Below are 16,517 nucleotides of genomic sequence, written 5' to 3' on the forward strand. Positions count from 1 at the left end.
CAACGCTCTAAGTCGTTGAAAAATATGGGACCAACAAGTGGGTCCCCCGTGTTGGTTGCTTACCCAATCGGCTCAGCAGAGCCTCAGAGATCGCTCTCCTGCACCGCCTCGATGGATTCCACCGTGTAGGTGGTGCCGCCGGCGGTGGCCTCCTCGCCTTCCTTCTTGCCCAGCAGCGCCTTCGCTAGCTCCGACTCGTAGGACACGATGTGCTTCTCCGGCTCGCTTTCCCACGGGCCGAGGATGGTGAGGGTGCGCTCTTCGCCGCCGTCGGTCTTGAGCTTCAATCGGGTGCCCACCCGGACTTCCGACGACTCGCTGAAGGAGAGGTCGATAGGTTGCACTCGGGAGAGGTCGTGGTTGAGCCCCGCGACCCGCGCCGACAGGTATTCGTGGCGCTGGCGGGCGGATTTGTATTCGAAGTTCTCCCGCAGGTCGCCCATGGCTCGGGCTTCCTCGATGGCTTTGCGGTTGGCCGGCAGCTCGACGCTCTTGAGGTGCTGGAACTCCTTGCGCTTCTCCTCGATCTTGTCGCGGGTCGCGTAGAGCGGCGCCTCGGTTTCCTTGCGCAGGGACGAGAAGCGCAGCTCCAGAGCGCTGGTCAGTGCGCTGCGCTGGTACTCCTCGAGGCCGGGAGCCCGGTCCACGGCGGTGGCAGCCTGCTCCGCCTGCCCTTCCTCCAACATCGGGATCAGCCGCGGCACCGTGCCGCCGCTTTCGAAGAGGGGCATCAGCCGCGCCGCTCGATAGGAAGCGAAGTTGTCGTCCTGGAGCGAGATGAGCAGCTGCTTGAGGAAGCGGAGGGGGTTGCGCTGGCGCAGCTCCTCGTTTTCCACCGCCCGCTCCGCCATCCATACGAAGGCCGCCGGATGCTTGCGGGGCTGACTCAGCACCTGTTCGAGGAAGCGGTTGAGCTCCTGGGGATCTTCCTGCCCCAGGCTCTCCGTCAGCCGGTCCAGCAGCCGAGGGTCTTCCTCCTGCAGCAGCCAATGGGCGAAGACCTTCGGCCAGTCCTCTCGATGCTCCTGCACCAGCTCGGCGGCTCGCTCCCGCAGGTTGCGGTCTTGGACCTCGGCGATGCTCTTGTGGGCGGTGTCGGTGCTCAGGATGTCCGGGGCGCCCCAGGGCAGATCGTCGGGTAGATCGCCGCCGCGCTCCAGGGCCAGCCAGATCTCTAGGGCCAGGCCCGGCTCCTGCATCAGGGCACCGTTGCCCGCCGCCGCCAGGGAGCGCACCATCCGTTGCTTGAGATCTTCGTCGCGGTCTGCGTTGCGCTTGTAGAGGTCGACCTTCTCCCGTGGCGGGGCGGATTCGAAGGATTGCCACACCGCCTCGAAGGCGTGGGCGCTGGTGGCGGCCCAGCGGTACGAAGCGCGGCCGCTGGTCTCGGTGATCACCTGCGGGTGCTTGCGCGCCGCATTCCACCAGGAGGTCCAGCGTTTGGGGGTGACGACGCCCGTCAGATCCTGCTTGATCTGAGCGGCGGTGCGCTCCTCGTTGTAGCTCTGGAGCACCAGCCGCAGGAGCTCCGGCGGATCATCCTTGGCGAGCTTCTTGAGCTGGTCCGGCTCGTCCATCTTGCGCCGCAGGATGTGCCCTTCGGTGAGGGCGATGAGCATCTTGGCAGCGGCTCGGAAGCCCACCATCAGTCCCGGATGCTTGGGGAAATCCACCTTGAAGGTATCCAGCTGGAGATTGATCTCCTGGATCTTGCCGGCGCCCTTGCCCTTCATCAGCACCACGGTGCCGACGTCGAAGCCCATCAGGGACTCGAGCCGCTCCGCCTTCTCCCAGGTCTTGGAGATATCCCGGATGGCTTTGTTGAGACCGAGCTTGTCGACCATCAGCTCGTACATGCTGTGGTCGCCGTGGATCTCTTTGAGCGTGGCTAGGATGGCTCGGTGCATTTCCTCGTCGTCGTAGATCAGGGCCCTGGCCCGGCGCAGCATCTTCAGCCGCAAGCGCCACAGACCGCGGTCGCTGATCTGGTCGTCGAGGAGCTCCAGCAGGGTGCGGGCGCGATCCGCCTGCCCCTGGCCCTGAAGAGCCCGGGCTACTCCGATGAAGTAGTCCAGATTCTCCGGGTCCCGGCCGCTCTGGGCCAGCCACTCGTCTTCAATGGAATCGAAATCGCCCTTGGCGATGTAGTTCTGGGTCGTCTTGGAGATGGCCATAGCAGTGCATGAAGATAGCAGACTTGGCGGCGTCGTGGCAGGCGGTAAAGTAATGAGGTGAAATCAAGGGAGTCCAGAGACCGCGCCGGGGCGGACCAAGAGCCGCGTCATCAAGAGGGTTTGGAGGAGTTGCGGGCTTTCATCGCCGGCGACTTGGAAGAGGCGGATGTGCCCCTGGTGCGGCGTCTGCTGCGTCATCCTTACGCCGATCAGGAGCTCGTGGAGGCGGTGATGGCACGGCCCCGCTTGCTCACCAGCTACAAAATACGCCGGGACATCGCGCGCCATCCGAAGTCGCCGCAGGTGCACGCCATGCGCTTCTTGCCCGGGCTGTACTGGCGAGATCTCCTCGAGCTGTCGGTGGATACCCGCCTGCTGCCGGTCCTGCGCCGGAGCGCCGAGCGTCAGATCCTGGAACGGTTGCCGGGGCTCAGCCTGGGGGAGCGCATGGCCATCGCCCGGCGCGCCGGCCACGGCCTGCTCATGCACCTGCGCCACGATGGCCACCAGCGGGTCATCGCCGCCATGATGGAGAACCCGCGCATGACCCAGGGCGTGATCATGCCCTTGGTGGCCAGCGATGGTGCCGCGCCGGAGATCCTGCGCCTGGTGGCGGCGAATCGTCGCTGGGGCCGCTTGTACATGGTGCGGCTGGCGCTGGCGCGCAATCCTCGCACGCCGCCGGTGGTGGCCTGTGACCTGCTCTCCGGATTGCGCAAGAACGATATCCGGGCGGTGAGCGGGAATCAGCGTCTGGCGCCCCAGGTGCGCCGCCGTGCCAAGCTCCTTCTGGGTGAGGGCTGAGGGTTTTTTGGGCCCGCTCTTCGGTCGTGGGGTCCAATTCGCCTCATCGTCGTCGGTACAGTACAATTCCTTAGATTACGGGGGCTTACGAGACGGCCCCACCACGTCGAGATTTCGAACCGCTTGAAGTGAGGATATGACCAGCGCAGAGCGCTCCAACACTCGGCAACCGCCTTGGGTAGGTCCCGAGTCGGAAGGGACGACCTTCGGCTCCTGGCTCCGTCAGCAGCGAGAGGTCCGTCAGATCGGCCTGCGGGAGATTGCCGACAGCAGCAAGGTGAGCCTGCGATACCTGGAGGCCTTCGAACAGGATCGCTTCGACTTGTTGCCAGCCTCGGTTTTCGCCAAGGGTTTTCTCCGCCAATACGCCGAATATGTAGGCCTCGACGGAGACGAGGTCATCAACCACTATCTGTGGGCTCGCCAGGAGGGTTCGCCGAGCCTTCCCGAGGAGCGCGTGGAGGAACGTCCAGGGCCGAGCCCGAGCGCCCGGGAGTCCCGCGGGCTGTGGCCGGTGCTGCTCATCGCCTTCCTGGTGCTGGCGGTGATCGTGGCGCTGGTGCTGCTGCTGGCGGAGCGCGATCGGGATCAGCCCGTCGAGCAACAGCCCCGCCAGGCGTTCGTGCCGCCGGTGTCGCCGCCGGTGCCGGTGTCGCCTCCCGTGGAAACCCCTGGGGAGCCAGACTCGGCGGCGGAAGCGGCGGCCCAGGAGCCCGCGGTGCCCCTGCGGGTGACGGTGGAGTTCATCCGCGACTGCTGGGTGGAGGCGGTGGTGGACGGCGACCAGCGCATCGCCCGGGAGTACTCCCAGGGAGAGTCCTTGCAGATCGACGCCCAGGAGCGGGTGGTCTTCCGCAAGCTGGGCAACGCCGGCGGGGTGAATCTGGAGGTCAACGGCGAGCCACTGCAGCTGGACGGCGTCGACGGCCAGGTGCTGTCCAATCTCACCATCGATCTGGAGACCGCTGCGGCCTTGGGGGTCGCGGAACCGTCGGAGGCGACGCCGTGAGCGCGCATCCGCTGGTGGAGCAGGTTCGCTCCGGATCCAGCCGAGAGCTCCAGCTGATGGCCGCCAGCGGATTGCTGCCGGTGGAGCCCCACGAGCTGATCCCGTTGCAGGTGGACCTGGCCCGCTGCCCCGACACGGAGATCGCCGAGGTCGCGGCCCGTTCGCTGCGCGAGCTCGACGGCAAGGTTCTTTCGTCCTTCCTGGCCGAGGACGCGTCCCCCCGAGAGCTCGGCTATTTCGCCTTGGAGGCCTCCGAGCACCGCGTGTTGGAGACCATCCTGCGGCGCCGCGATGCGCCACCGGAGCTGCTGGTGGCGGTGGCGCCGAGCCTCGAGGAGGATCTGCAGGAGGTGCTTCTGCTACGCCAGGACATCATCGTCGAGCATCCGCAGATTCTCGATGCCCTCACCTCCAATCCCAACCTCAGTCGCTACAGCTCTCGGCGCATCAAGGAGTATCGGCAACATCTGTTGCCCAAGGAAGCTCCGGAGAAGCCCAAAGAGAAGCCCGGCAAGATCGAGGAGGCCACGGACGAGGAGGTCAAGGAGGCTCTCGACGCGGCGCGGGCGGAACGGCCGGAGGGAGTGGACGAGGAGGTGGAGGAGACCACCGGCCTCACCGACGCCCAGATTCGCAGTCTGCCGACACCGGTGCGCATGAAGCTCACCCGCGGAGCCAGCCGAAGCCTTCGGGGCCTGTTGCTCAAGGACCCCATCTCCGTGGTGGCACTGGCGGCGTACCATAACAACAATTTTTCCGATCAGGAGATTGAGCAGGCTTGTCTGGGGCGCAATACTCACGAGGACGTCTTGGCGGCCATCTCCCGGGACCGGCAGTTCGTCACCCGTTACGCCATCGTTTTGGCGCTGGTCAAGAACCCTCGGGCGCCGGTGGGCAACGTGGTGCGGCTGATGCCCCGGCTCTCGGTGCGGGACCTGCGGGATATCCGCAAGGATCGCAACGTTCCGGACCCGGTCCGCAAGACCGCTGATCGACTGTATACAATCAAAGTAAGCTAGGTAACGTCATGGCGACGAACTATTATTCGATTTTGGGCGTTCCAGAGAACGCCACCGGCGAGCAGATCCGGAGCCGATTCTTGGATCTCGCTCGGCAGCTGCACCCGGACCGCTTCCAGGGCGAGCGCAAAGAACAGGCGGAGAGGGACTTCCAGGCCATCACCGAGGCCTTCAACGTGCTGTCCAGTCCTACCCGTCGCCGGGAACACGATTTGGAGCTGGCGCGGCCGGCGGCGAGCTCGACCCCCGGTTCTCCCGAGCAGCTGCTGAAGGTCTACATGCAGCGAGGCGTCAAGGCCTACAAGGAGAGTAATTTCTCCGCCGCCGCCGACAACTTCGATCACGCCACCAAAACCGATCCCACCAACGCCAAGGCTTTCTTCCACCTGGCTTTGGCCTGCGGCAAGGAACGCCGTTGGCTGAGCCGCGCGCTGCAGGCGGCGCGCCGGGCTTCCGAGCTCGAACCGTTCAATTCCAAATACTCCAAGCTCGCCGGCAAGCTCTTCGCTCAGGCGGGCAATCTGGAGCAGGCGGAGCACTACTATCTGCTGGCGCAGAAATGGGGCGAAGAGGATCCCGCCGTGACCGAGGCCTTGGAAGAGGTCCGCCGCAAGGCGAAGAAAGGTCGCTCCGGCCTCTTCGGGATGGGGAGCTGATGCTGCAGATCAAGGCCTGTGGCCTTTCGGACGTCGGCCTGGCGCGAGCCCACAACGAGGATTGCTTCGGCATCGATTCGGAGCATCGGTTGGCGGTGGTGGCGGACGGCATGGGTGGCCACAGTCATGGTGAAGTGGCTTCCCGCATCGCGGTGCAGTCCATTCGCTCCTACGTTGACGAGCACCTTGGCAACCATCATTCCCGTCCTCCCGAGGAGACGGGGGAGTGCAGGCATGCCGAGCTGCTGGAAACCGCCGTGCGCGACGCTCACCAGAAGGTTTTGGGGGCGATTCGGGAGGATGGCGCCCTGTACGGCATGGGGACTACGGTGGTGGGCTTCTTGCTCTGCGGGACCACCGCTGCGGTGGCCAACGTCGGTGACAGCCGGGTCTACCGCATCCGCGAGGGCCGGCTGGAGCTGCTGACCCAAGATCACACCTGGGTCAACGAGCAGGTGGTGGCCGGCTTCTTGTCGGCGGAGCAGGCGCGGGTGCACCCGCTGAAGAACGTCATCACCCGAGCCCTCGGCGGCGACAACGAGATCAAGATCGACATGCTCGAAGTGACGACCCAGCCGGGAGATCTCTACCTGCTGTGCTCCGACGGCCTCACCACCATGCTCAGCGATCCGGAGATCCAGTCGGCTCTGGAGGACCGCCGGGGCTTGGAGCCCACCTGTCGGCTGCTGGTGGACGAGGCCAACGCCCGCGGCGGCCTGGACAACGTGACGGTGGTGCTGGTGGAGATCGAAGAGAGTGTCGACGACGCCGACGCCTCCGAGGCCCGCACTGCTGAAGTCGTCACCGTCGACGACTGATTCTCCGCCTCAGTTACCCCTCCGAGTCGTCCCCGAAGCTGTAGCCGGAGCGGGCGCTCACCTTCCACTTCGGATTCTTCAGGCTCACCTTGACCTTCTGATAGCCCTCCTTGCCTTCCGGATGGCGGCTGCGGTAGCTCAGCAGGTAGTAGCCGTTGGTGGCCTCCGACACGCGCCGGAGGGGCTTGATGAAGTTGCTGTGGGTGAACATGTACTCACCACCGGTGTCCGCCGCCAGGTGACTCATGGCGTCCTCCAGGCTGTGGCGCACGTTGGGCGGGCTCAGATCGATGGTGTAGACGGCCACGTTGGCGTCGTTGAGGGCGTGCATCATGGGCGGGTAGTAGCGGGTGTCCGGAATGTAATTGCCGAAGCTGTCGAGCTCACCGAAGCCGAGGGTGAAGAGCAGCAGGTTCTTGCGGCCCTGGATCGGCTCGGTAGCTTCCGCCAGCACCCGCAAACCCTTGTAGATATTGCCCGTGGCCTTGCGGAGCTCCTTGCCCGAGGGCATGTTCCCGGCCAGAGCGGGTCCTTCGTCGCCGTCCTGGCGGGACGGCCAGTTGGCACCGTCGGAACCCTTGACGGCGCGGTCGATGGCGGAGAGCAGGGCCTTGCGGTCCTGGGTGAAGTCCTGGTGCAGCTTGAGCTTGACGTCGTAGCTGACCACTGCCACCCAATCTCCCGGCAGCATTTCCTCACGCACCCAGTCCTGGCTCTGGCGGCCGGCGTTGAGCTGGCGCTCGACGATGCGGAAGGCACTGCCGCTGTTGATCCGCTGGTCGTGGAAGAAGAGGATGAAGTAGCGGTCCGAGGGCTGGTCGTCGACGGAGACACCGGCCTCCGCGGCGCCCTCGTCGTCGGGCTCTACCAGGCGGTTGCTGTAGAAGCTCACCGAGTCCAGCTGCACCGGCTCACCGTCTTCCTCGACGACGAAATCGTCCGGCTGGAGACCGAGGATGACGTTGCCCTTGCGGTCGGTGACCAGAGCGTCGAGGACGACCTCGGTGACGTTCACCTGCTCTTCGAAGGTCTCCTGAGGCGCTGCTTCCGGAGCTTCTTGAGCGACGGCGGCGGGAGCGAGGACCAGGGTGCTCAGAAGCGCTAGAAGGAGAGCACCGAGGGTCGGTCGAAGTAGGGGGGAAGAATTCTGAATTGCGCGCATGAATGGACTCCTTTCCTGACTATCTTCTCAAAGAAGTTGCAAAGACCGGGCCAGGTGGGGCGTGTCCTGGGTTCAGTCCACTCCAGCGTGGGAGCTTGGAAACGAGGGGTTTGGTAGGGCCCAGCGCGTAGGAAGTAGGGCGGCGCTGTCCTCCCTCGGGGACGCGGAGAGCCACGAACAGGTCGCCGAGGGCTGTCGGGAGAGGATCAGGTGCGGTAGAAGCCACCGGCGGCGGCGAAGCCGCGGAGGGCGTCGGAGGGGCGGAAGCGCTCGCCGACGACCCCCGCCAGGCGTTCCAGGCCTCCCACCACCGAGTCCAGGCCGCGGTGATCCGCCCAGCGGCATAGGCCGCCGCGGAAGGGCGGGAAGCCGGCTCCCAGGATCATCGCCAGGTCGAGGGTCTCGGGGCTGTCCACCACTCCTTCTTCGAGGCAGCAAGCGGCTTCGTTGATCATCGGCAGGATCAGGCGCTCGGCGGCGTCGTCGAGATCCGGGTCCGGATCCCGGGCACCGAGACCGAGGTGGCCGTAAACCTCCCCATCGACGGTGCGCTTGCCGCCGGAGCCGTGACGGAAGAAGCCGCGGCCGGACTTTTCCCCCAAGTGGCCGGGGTCCAAGAAGGTCTCCTGCCAGCGCAGCTTGGGCATGTGCACCCGCTGCGGATAAGCCTCTTCCAGATGCTCCGAGACGGCAGCGGCGATGTCCAGCCCCACCCGGTCGAGAAGGGCGAAAGGACCCATGGGGAAGCCCCACTGCAGCAGGGCGCGGTCCACCGCTTCCACCGGCCAGCCCTCGGCGATCAGCCACAGGGACTCGGTCAGGTAGTAGATGAGCACTCGGTTGACCAGGAAGCCCGGACTGTCCTGCACCGCTACCGGCGTCTTGCCCAGCCGGCGGACGAAGGCTGCGGCTCGCTTCAAGGCCTCCGGGGCGGTGTGGCGGCCCGCCACCACCTCTACCAGTGGGATGCGGTGCACGGGGTTGAAGAAGTGCAGCCCCAACACTCGCTCCGGTTCCGGGATGGTCTCGGCGATGGCGTCGATGGACAGGGACGAGGTGTTGGAGGCCAGCAGGGCATCCTTCGACACCGCCTCCGCCAGCTGCCCGAAGACCTTCCGCTTGACCTCCAGCCGTTCGGTCACCGCCTCGATCACCAGGTCGGCACGGCGGAAGCCCTCCAGGTCGAGGGTGGGCTGGATGCGGGCCATGGCCTCCCGGGCCTCGGAGCGAGAGATGCGGCGGCGCTTCATGCGGTTGTAGACCAGCCGGGAAGCGTGGGTCATGCTCTGCACCAGGGCGGCGGGGCTGCGGTCCAGGATGCGCACCGCCATGCCTCCGGAGACCGTCACCTGGTGGGCGATGGCGCCGCCCATCAGGCCTGCTCCGACGACTCCTACCAGCCTTGGGGCGGGTCCCGCCGCCGGCTCCGTTCCGTGGCTCTTGACGCCCTGGGTGAGGGCGAATACGTGTTGAAGGTTCTTGCTCACCACGCCGGCGGCGAGCTCTCCCAGGGCGCGGGCTTCGGCGTCGAAACCGGCGGCGGGGCCCTCCTCGACGCCGATGCGGATCACTTCGATGGCCCGTAGCGGTGCCGGATATTTGCCGCCGGTGCGGGAGAGGGTCTTCTTGCGCGCCTGATCGAAGACGATCCGCCGACCCAGGGGGTTCTTCTCCAGCAGCAGCTCCCGCAGGTCCCGGTCCGCCTTGCGCGGCCGCCGGCCGTGGATCACCTCCAGAGCGAAATTCCGCACGTGGTGGAGGAAGTCGTCGTGGGGCAGGAGCTCGTCCGCCAGCCCGACCCGCAGGGCCCGGGCACCGCTCAGACTCTTCCCCGCCAGGATCAGGTCCAGAGCGTCCGTCAGGCCCACCACCCGGGGCAGCCGAACACAGCCGCCCCAGCCCGGAAGGATGCCCAGGCGTACCTCCGGCAGCCCCACCCGCAGATTCTCGTCATCGCTCACCAACCGGAAGGTGGAGGCGAGGGAGATCTCCGTGGCGCCGCCCATGCAGGTGGCGTGGATGGCGGCGATGGTGGGGAAGGGCAGCTCCTGCCAGGCGCGGAAGAGCTCCTGGCCGGCGCGGGCGCCGCGTTCGCCCTCCTCGGCGGTCTCCAGCCCACCGATGAGCTCCACGTCGGCGCCGTGGCAGAAGGATTTGGCCTTGCCCGAGAGCAACACCAGGCAGCCGATGTCGTCCCGCTCCCGGAGCTCCTCGATGCGCTCTCCCAGCTGCTCCAGAGCCTGGCGGGTGAAGAGGTTGACCGAGCTTCCGGGCAGGTCGAAGCATAGGGTGGCCAGACCGCTGGAGGCTACCTCCAGGCGGAAGATCTCCTGCGCCGACTCCGAGGCCTCGGAAGCTCCCGTCACCGTTTCTCGGCGCGTTCGTACATGGCGTCGATGCGATCACCATGCTTCTGGTTCACGATCCGGCGCTTGACCTTGAGGGTGGGGGTCATCTCGCCGCCCTCGATGCTCCACTCCTCCGGCAGCAGCTCCCAGGCGTGGACGCGCTCGTACTTGGCCAGCTTCTGATTGACCTCTTCGAGCTCGTTGCGGAACAGCTCCTGCACCGGCTCCTGAGCCAGCAGAGCTTCCATGTTGCTGGAGTCGAGCCCCTTGGCGGTGGCCCATACGGCCAGAGCTTCGAAGTCCGGCACGACGAGGGCTGCGAGGAATTTGCGCCGGTCCCCCACCACCATCACCTGGCCGATGTAGCGGCTCGCCTTGATCGCGTTCTCCACCGGCGCCGGCGCCACGTTCTTACCGTAGGCGTTGACGATGATCTCCTTCTTGCGGTCGGTGATGCGCAGGAAGCCTTCCTCGTCGATTTCTCCGATGTCGCCGGTGTGGAACCAGCCCTCGCTGTCGATGGCCTCAGCGGTGGCCTCCGGCAGGTTGTGGTAGCCCTTCATGATGTTCGGGCCCTTGGCGAGGATCTCGCCGTCCTCGGCGATCTCCAGGGTCACTCCCGGCAGCGCCTTGCCGACGGTGCCCATCTTCACCCGCCCCGGGGCGTTGACGCTGAGCACTGGCGAGGTCTCCGACAGGCCGTAGCCTTCGTAGATGGGAATCCCGGCGCCCCAGAAGAACTCCGCCACGTCCCGAGCCAGCGGCGCGCCGCCGGACATGGCGTAGACGAAGCGTCCGCCCAGGCGCTCGCGGATCTTGGAGAAGACCAGCGTGTCCGCCAGTCCCAACTTCAGGCCCAGCAGGCCCGGCGGGGCTTTGTCCTGGAGGCGGTAGGGGAGAGCCTCGTGGCCCACGGAAACCGCCCAATGGAAGATCTTCTGCCGCAGGGCCGGCGCCTTGGCGATATTTTCCTGCACTTTTGCCAGCACTTTTTCGTAGACCCGAGGGACGGAGACGAAAATGTGCGGCCGCACCTCCTGGAGGTTCTGCGCCACCGCCTGCACTGATTCGGCGTAGGCGATGGTCACGCCGCGGAGAAAGTAGAAGTAGTCCACCGTGCGCTCGAAGGAATGGGAGAGGGGCAGGAAGGAAAGCGCGGTGTAATCCCCCTGGATGTCCAAGACCTCCAGCGAGCCCTTGATGTTGGACACGATGTTGCCGTGGCTGAGCATCACGCCCTTGGGGTTGCCGGTGGTGCCACTAGTGTAGATGAAGGTCGCCAGATCGTTGGGCTGGTTGAGGGCAGCGCGCTGTTGGAAGTCTTCGGCGCTGGCCCCCTCGCCCCGCTCGAAGAGCTGATCGAGGGTGGTGGCTCCGGAGATCCCGTCTCCGATGAGCACCAGCTGCTCCATGTTGGGCATGCTTCCCTTCTGGCTCTCGAGACCCTGATAGCGCTCAACACCCTCGGCGAAGACGATCTTCGAGCCGCTGTCGTTGACGATGAAGGCAGCCTGTTCCGCCGTCAAAGTGGGATAAACCGGTACCAGGACCGCACCGATGCACACCGAGGCAAAGTCGACGATGGGCCAATGGGGGCCGTTCTCCGCCATCAGCCCGACCCGGTCGCCGCGTTCGACGCCAGCGTCCACCAGGGCTTTGGCAAGGCGTTGGACCTTGTCCACGACCTCGGCGGTGGACAGCGGGACGAACTGGCCATCCACCTTGTGTAAAAGGCATTCGGTCTTGTCGTGGTCGGCGGCGGTGAAGAAAAGGTCGGACAGAGTTTCGAGCGGCATGGAATGGAATCCCCTTTCTGCGCTGCGTTCTTCCGGACTGCGTGTCTCCGGACTGTGTGTCTCCGGACTGCGTGTCTCCGGACTGCATTCTCCCGGTGGGCCGGGCTTCTGGTTGCCGGGTCTGGGCGGGTGCAGATCTCGGCTAGTTTATACCCCGGGAAGCCCTTCGGGACATGCCGCGGAGCGGCAAAGTCACTTGGTTTTTGCCACAAAGCGGCATGCTAGTGGTATCGTATCTTCCTTTCAATTCGGCGCGGCCCTCCCAGCGGACCGTCCGAGGGGCGGCGCCATGACGTGGAGAGATGGCTATGTCCGGTACGCGGATTGAAGATTCCACCACCCCTTCCCGAGCTCCCGACTCTTCCTCAGACTCGGAAGGTCAGGCCCTCTCTGGTCTGCGCGAGGCTATCGACGGCCTCGATCGGGAATTCATCCAACTACTTTCTCGCCGCATGGAGCTGGTCCGAGACATCGGTGGCTTCAAACGCGACAATCCTCTGGCACCGCTCCGGGACGAAGATCGCGAGCACGAGATCTTCCAGGTCTGGGCCAAGGAGGCGGAAGAGGCCGGGTTGAGCCCGTACTTCGTGGGGCGTGTGCTGCGGGAGGTACTCAACTACTCGCGCCGCGACCAGGAGCGCCAGCTCCACCGTCCCCACGAAGGAGCCGCCACCGCCGCCGTGCGCGTAGGCTACCAGGGGGCCCCCGCCTGCTACAGCGACATGGCCATCACCAAGCACTTCGCCAGCCGCGACGCTCAGCGGCTGGAGCGGGTGGGCTACCCGGACTTCGGAGCCGCGGTGGATGCGCTGGAAAGTGGGCAGATCAATTACGCCCTGCTGCCCATCGAGAACACCGTCGCCGGCAGTATCAACGAGGTCTACGATCTGCTGGCCCACCGCCAGATCACCATCGTCGGTGAGGAGGTGTGGATGGTGGAGCATTGTCTGCTGGGGCTGCCCGCCGCCAAGCTCGAGGACATCGAGCTGATCCGTTCCCACCCGGTGGCCCTGCAACAGTGCACGAAATTCCTCGGTGGTTTGGTGGGCGTGCGTCAGGAGTCCTACTTCGACACCGCCGGCGCCGCCCAATCGGTGGCCCACCAGAAGAGCCTCGCTATCGCCGCCATCGCTTCCGAGGAGGCTGCCCGCTATTGGGGTCTGCGGGTGCTCCGGCGGGGAGTCTCCGATCGCGCTCTCAATCTCACCCGCTTCCTGCTCATCGGCAAGGAACCGGAGCCGGTGGATCCCCGCCGGCCGGCCAAGACCTCCTTGGTGATGGTGCTGCGGCACCGCCCCGGTGCGCTGGTGGAATGTCTCAAGGTCTTGGAGGACCACGGCGTCAACCTGACCAAGCTGGAGAGCCGGCCGCTGCCGGAGAAGCCTTGGGCCTATCGCTTCTATGTCGATCTGGAGGGCCACGCCGAAAACGACGCGGTGGCCTCGGCGCTGCACGAGCTGCGGCGCCACACCAACCGCATGAAGATCCTGGGCACGTACCCGCGGCATATTGACGAGTGGGAACAGGTGGAGACTCCTCGGGGCGAAACAGCCAGATCCGAGGCTGCCAACTCCGAGACCCCCAGCTCCGAAGCTCCTGAGGAGAGCGCCGAGGGCGAGCAGACCACCGGGGCTTCCGTCGCGGTCCCAGCGGACGTTCCGCCGCCCGCTGCCGAGGCCCCCGCCGCTGCTGCGCCGGCGCCGACCCTGCCGGAAGGTGCCTGCCCCATTCCTCAGAAACCGAAGGGGCGCAAGCTCATCGAGCCCGCCTTCGAGGGCGAGCGTCGCCCGGTGCACGTCGGCCAGGTGGAGATCGGCGGCGACCGCTTCGTGCTCATCGCCGGTCCCTGCGCGGTGGAGAGCAAGCAGCAGATTCAGCAGTCGGCGGCCATTGTCCAGGGCGTCGGCGGCCGGATTCTCCGCGGCGGTGCCTTCAAGCCCCGCTCGTCTCCCTACTCCTTCCAGGGCTTGGGCTTCCCCGGCATCGAGCTGCTGGCGGACGCCGGCCACGCCTACGAGCTGCCGGTGGTCACCGAGGTGCTACAGCCGGAGGACGTGCAGCAGGTCGCCGACGGCGCCGACATGCTGCAGGTGGGCGCCCGCAACATGCAGAATTTCTCCTTGCTCAAGGAAATCGGCAAGTGTCACAAGCCGGTGCTCCTCAAGCGCGGCCTCAGCGCCACCATTGAGGAGCTGCTGATGGCCGCCGAGTACATCATGGCCGGGGGCAACCACCAGGTGGTGCTCTGCGAGCGCGGCATCCGCACCTTCGAGACCGCCACCCGCAGCACCCTCGACGTCAGCGCGGTGCCGGTGCTCAAGGAGCGCACCCATCTACCGGTGATCGTCGACCCCTCCCACGCCGCCGGTCGCCGGGATCTGGTGATTCCCCTGGCCCTGTCGGCGGTGGCGGTGGGCGCCGACGGTCTCATCGTCGAGGTTCATCCCAACCCCGACGAGGCCCTGTGCGACAAGGACCAGGCCCTCACCGAAGAAATGCTCCAGGATCTGGTCAACGGCGCTCAGCCGCTGATCAAGGCCCAGGGCCGGAAGTTCTGATTCCGCTCTTCCCATCGAAGCAGAGCAAGGCGGAGGCCCTCGGGGGCTTCCGCCTTTTTTGCATTCTGGAATCCAGTTCGACGAGTTAGGCTTCATGGCTACTTGATATTTTGTGTGGATAGGGAGTCTTTTGTTCCCCTCATCCGAACGTGATATCAAGTATCGTCTTGATGCTTCGTGTGGATGAGTGGTATGGTCTTACCCTTAACAAGACGAGATATCAAGTCATGGAGCCAACCACTCGATTCTTCCGATCCCATCCAGTCTTCAATCTCAACGAAGCCCAACGTGGCTTGGGGTTGCAGGGAGAGAAGGCGACGACTCTGGAGCGATTGAAATACCACCTCGGGCGGGGTCGGATTCGCTCCGTGGCTCGGGGTGTCTACGCCACGGTGCCGGCTGGCGTAGATGTTGAGGGTTTTCATGCTGATCCTTTTCTGGTGGCGGCGGCGGCCCGGCCGGACGCGGTCTTCAGTCATCATGCAGCCCTGGAGCTCCTGGGGGCTGCCCGCTCTGCATGGAGAGAGGTGACGGTCTACACCAAGCGCCGGCGGCCACCGCTGGATCTCCGAAGCGCGCGGATCCGCTTCTTGGATCATCCCAAGGCCCTGGTGGAGGCAGGGCAGGAGGAGCTGGGACTGCGCCGGATGAGTAGGGAGGACCGAGTCCTGCGGGTGACGGGGCCGGAGCGTACGCTGGTCGACGGCTTTCGCCAGCCTGCCCTTGCCGGCGGAGTCGAAGAGCTGGTCGGTTCGGCGGCCAGCTTTCCCGTCCTCGATCTCGACTTGTTGGGGAAAGTGCTTGCGGCCTACGACTCGAAGAGTCTGTGGGCGGCTGTCGGTTGGTTCTTGGAGCGCTACCAAAACGCCTTCTACGTCCCCGACACCTACCTGGAAGAGCTCGAGAAGCAAATCCCTGCCTCACCTTATTACCTGGCTCGTGGAACACGGGGCGGGGACTTGCAGGGCCGCTGGAATCTCATCGTGCCGGAAAGTGTAGGAAGCGGCAGAGAGCCCGATGAGCCTTGAGCATCTGAGGCTCGAAGAGCTCGTGGCCGAAACCGGATTTCGGCCTGAGACCCTAGAGAAGGTGATCCGCCTTGGTGACTTGGCAGGGGATATTCACCGTCACCCTCTTCTTGGAAGGGTCCTGGTGCTCAAAGGGGGGACGGCGCTCAACCTGTGTTTCGGACCCCCGCAAAGGCTCTCCGTAGATCTGGACTACAACTACGTAGGAGCCTTGGATCGGGCTGCTATGCAGGAGGCTCGGCCGGAGGTGGAGGGGGCGCTGGAGGCCTTGGCGGAGCGCAAGGGGTTCCGCCTTCAGCGCTCGCCTCGAGACCACGCCGGCCGCACTTTGTATCTCGGCTATCGTTCCTCGATCGGTGTTCCCGATCAGGTTCAGGTGGATGTCAATTACCTGTTTCGAGAGCCGTTGGTTGTGACTGAACAATGCTCTCTATGGCAGCCAGGTCAGCTAGAGCGGCCCGCAACTCGGATCGTCGGTCTCGAAGAACTCTGTGCCGGCAAGATTTGTGCGTTGCTGAGCCGTCGGGCTCCTCGGGATCTCTATGATGTCGCGTTCCTGCCCTCGAAGGTCGGGGAGCTATGGCACAAAGCCCGGTTCCGGAGATTCATCGTCGCTTTCTCCTCCATCCTCACCCATCCGATGAGCAGTTATGGGTTGGAGCGTCTCGACGAGATCGATGATCAAAGTGTCGAGTCGCAGCTCTTGCCGATGCTCCAGCAGGGGCGGTCCATCACCGCAAACCGATTGCGGGAGATGGCCCGCGATGCGCTGGAGCCGATCTTGGACCTTTCACCACAGGAACTGGATTTCGTGCAACGTGTGCAGCAGGGCGAGCTTCGTCTGGAGTTGCTCTTCGATCCCGCGGACGAGATAGCGGATCGCTTTCGGCGTCATCCTGCCGTGCAGTGGAAGATCCGCAACGCGCGTGCTCATCAAAAGCGGGGAGTTTGAGCCGTGCCCGCTCGCAGGGTGGGCGAACGCACAGAGCCACTGGCTGGCTCGCCTGCAGCTGAATGAGGTGGAAGAACAGGAAGATTGGTCGGGGCGAGAGGACTTGAACCTCCGGCCTCACGCTCCCGAAGCGTGCGCTCTACCAGGCTGAGCTACGCCCCGACTCTTGAAATCTGGCTGGGCGAGGAGTTGC

The 16,517-nt window shown here is 65.2% G+C and carries 12 protein-coding genes and 1 tRNA gene; 8 read left to right on the forward strand and 5 right to left on the reverse strand.

The window, feature by feature from the left end; genetic code table 11:
* Positions 1-83: 83 nt before the first annotated feature.
* On the reverse strand, positions 84-2,174 hold the full coding sequence (locus tag SX243_06005) for a GreA/GreB family elongation factor (GenBank protein MDY7092513.1): 2,091 nt from the start codon (positions 2,172-2,174) through the stop codon (positions 84-86).
* A gap of 57 nt (positions 2,175-2,231) precedes the next feature.
* Here SX243_06005 and SX243_06010 point away from each other — a divergent pair, with 57 nt between their 5' ends.
* The 5 genes from SX243_06010 (at position 2,232) to SX243_06030 (ending at position 6,480) form a co-directional block, all read left to right on the forward strand.
* On the forward strand, positions 2,232-2,978 hold the full coding sequence (locus SX243_06010) for a hypothetical protein (protein ID MDY7092514.1): 747 nt from the start codon (positions 2,232-2,234) through the stop codon (positions 2,976-2,978).
* Between the two features lie 136 nt (positions 2,979-3,114).
* Positions 3,115-3,987 carry a DUF4115 domain-containing protein gene (locus SX243_06015; GenBank protein ID MDY7092515.1) on the forward strand — a complete coding sequence of 291 codons (873 nt, stop codon included), beginning with the start codon at positions 3,115-3,117 and terminating at the stop codon, positions 3,985-3,987.
* Positions 3,984-5,006, forward strand: a complete 1,023-nt coding sequence (locus tag SX243_06020; protein ID MDY7092516.1) for a hypothetical protein — start codon at positions 3,984-3,986, stop codon at positions 5,004-5,006. The genes SX243_06015 and SX243_06020 overlap by 4 nt, the downstream gene beginning before the upstream one ends.
* Before the next feature lie 8 nt (positions 5,007-5,014).
* Entirely contained in the window at positions 5,015-5,662 is a 648-nt protein-coding gene (locus SX243_06025; GenBank protein MDY7092517.1) for a J domain-containing protein, read from the forward strand.
* On the forward strand, positions 5,662-6,480 hold the full coding sequence (locus tag SX243_06030; protein MDY7092518.1) for a Stp1/IreP family PP2C-type Ser/Thr phosphatase: 819 nt from the start codon (positions 5,662-5,664) through the stop codon (positions 6,478-6,480). The genes SX243_06025 and SX243_06030 overlap by 1 nt, the downstream gene beginning before the upstream one ends.
* Positions 6,481-6,493: 13 nt before the next feature.
* On the opposite strand, the gene SX243_06035 is transcribed toward SX243_06030, so the two are convergent.
* The 3 genes from SX243_06035 to SX243_06045 form a co-directional block, all read right to left on the reverse strand.
* The gene (locus SX243_06035) at positions 6,494-7,642 is read right to left on the reverse strand and encodes a VWA domain-containing protein (GenBank protein ID MDY7092519.1); all 1,149 of its coding nucleotides are present in this window, start codon (positions 7,640-7,642) and stop codon (positions 6,494-6,496) included.
* 206 nt (positions 7,643-7,848) lie between these two features.
* Positions 7,849-10,008 carry a 3-hydroxyacyl-CoA dehydrogenase NAD-binding domain-containing protein gene (locus tag SX243_06040; GenBank protein MDY7092520.1) on the reverse strand — a complete coding sequence of 720 codons (2,160 nt, stop codon included), beginning with the start codon at positions 10,006-10,008 and terminating at the stop codon, positions 7,849-7,851.
* The gene (locus tag SX243_06045) at positions 10,005-11,786 is read right to left on the reverse strand and encodes a long-chain fatty acid--CoA ligase (GenBank protein ID MDY7092521.1); all 1,782 of its coding nucleotides are present in this window, start codon (positions 11,784-11,786) and stop codon (positions 10,005-10,007) included. Before SX243_06045 ends, SX243_06040 begins: the two co-directional genes overlap by 4 nt.
* 308 nt (positions 11,787-12,094) lie before the next feature.
* Here SX243_06045 and aroF point away from each other — a divergent pair, with 308 nt between their 5' ends.
* The 3 genes from aroF to SX243_06060 all read left to right on the forward strand — a co-directional run bounded on the left by aroF (position 12,095) and on the right by SX243_06060 (position 16,324).
* Positions 12,095-14,344, forward strand: coding sequence for a 3-deoxy-7-phosphoheptulonate synthase (aroF, locus tag SX243_06050; GenBank protein MDY7092522.1), 2,250 nt, complete (start codon positions 12,095-12,097; stop codon positions 14,342-14,344).
* A 227-nt stretch (positions 14,345-14,571) separates the two neighbouring features.
* A complete protein-coding gene (locus SX243_06055; GenBank protein MDY7092523.1) occupies positions 14,572-15,372 on the forward strand; it encodes a hypothetical protein in 801 nt (266 codons plus the stop codon).
* On the forward strand, positions 15,362-16,324 hold the full coding sequence (locus SX243_06060; protein ID MDY7092524.1) for a nucleotidyl transferase AbiEii/AbiGii toxin family protein: 963 nt from the start codon (positions 15,362-15,364) through the stop codon (positions 16,322-16,324). Before SX243_06055 ends, SX243_06060 begins: the two co-directional genes overlap by 11 nt.
* Before the next feature lie 85 nt (positions 16,325-16,409).
* Here the strand turns inward: SX243_06060 and SX243_06065 are convergent.
* Positions 16,410-16,486 (reverse strand) — tRNA-Pro (locus tag SX243_06065).
* Between the last annotated feature and the right edge of the window lie 31 nt (positions 16,487-16,517).

This window comes from Acidobacteriota bacterium (assembly GCA_034211275.1).
GTDB lineage: Bacteria > Acidobacteriota > Thermoanaerobaculia > Multivoradales > JAHZIX01 > JAGQSE01.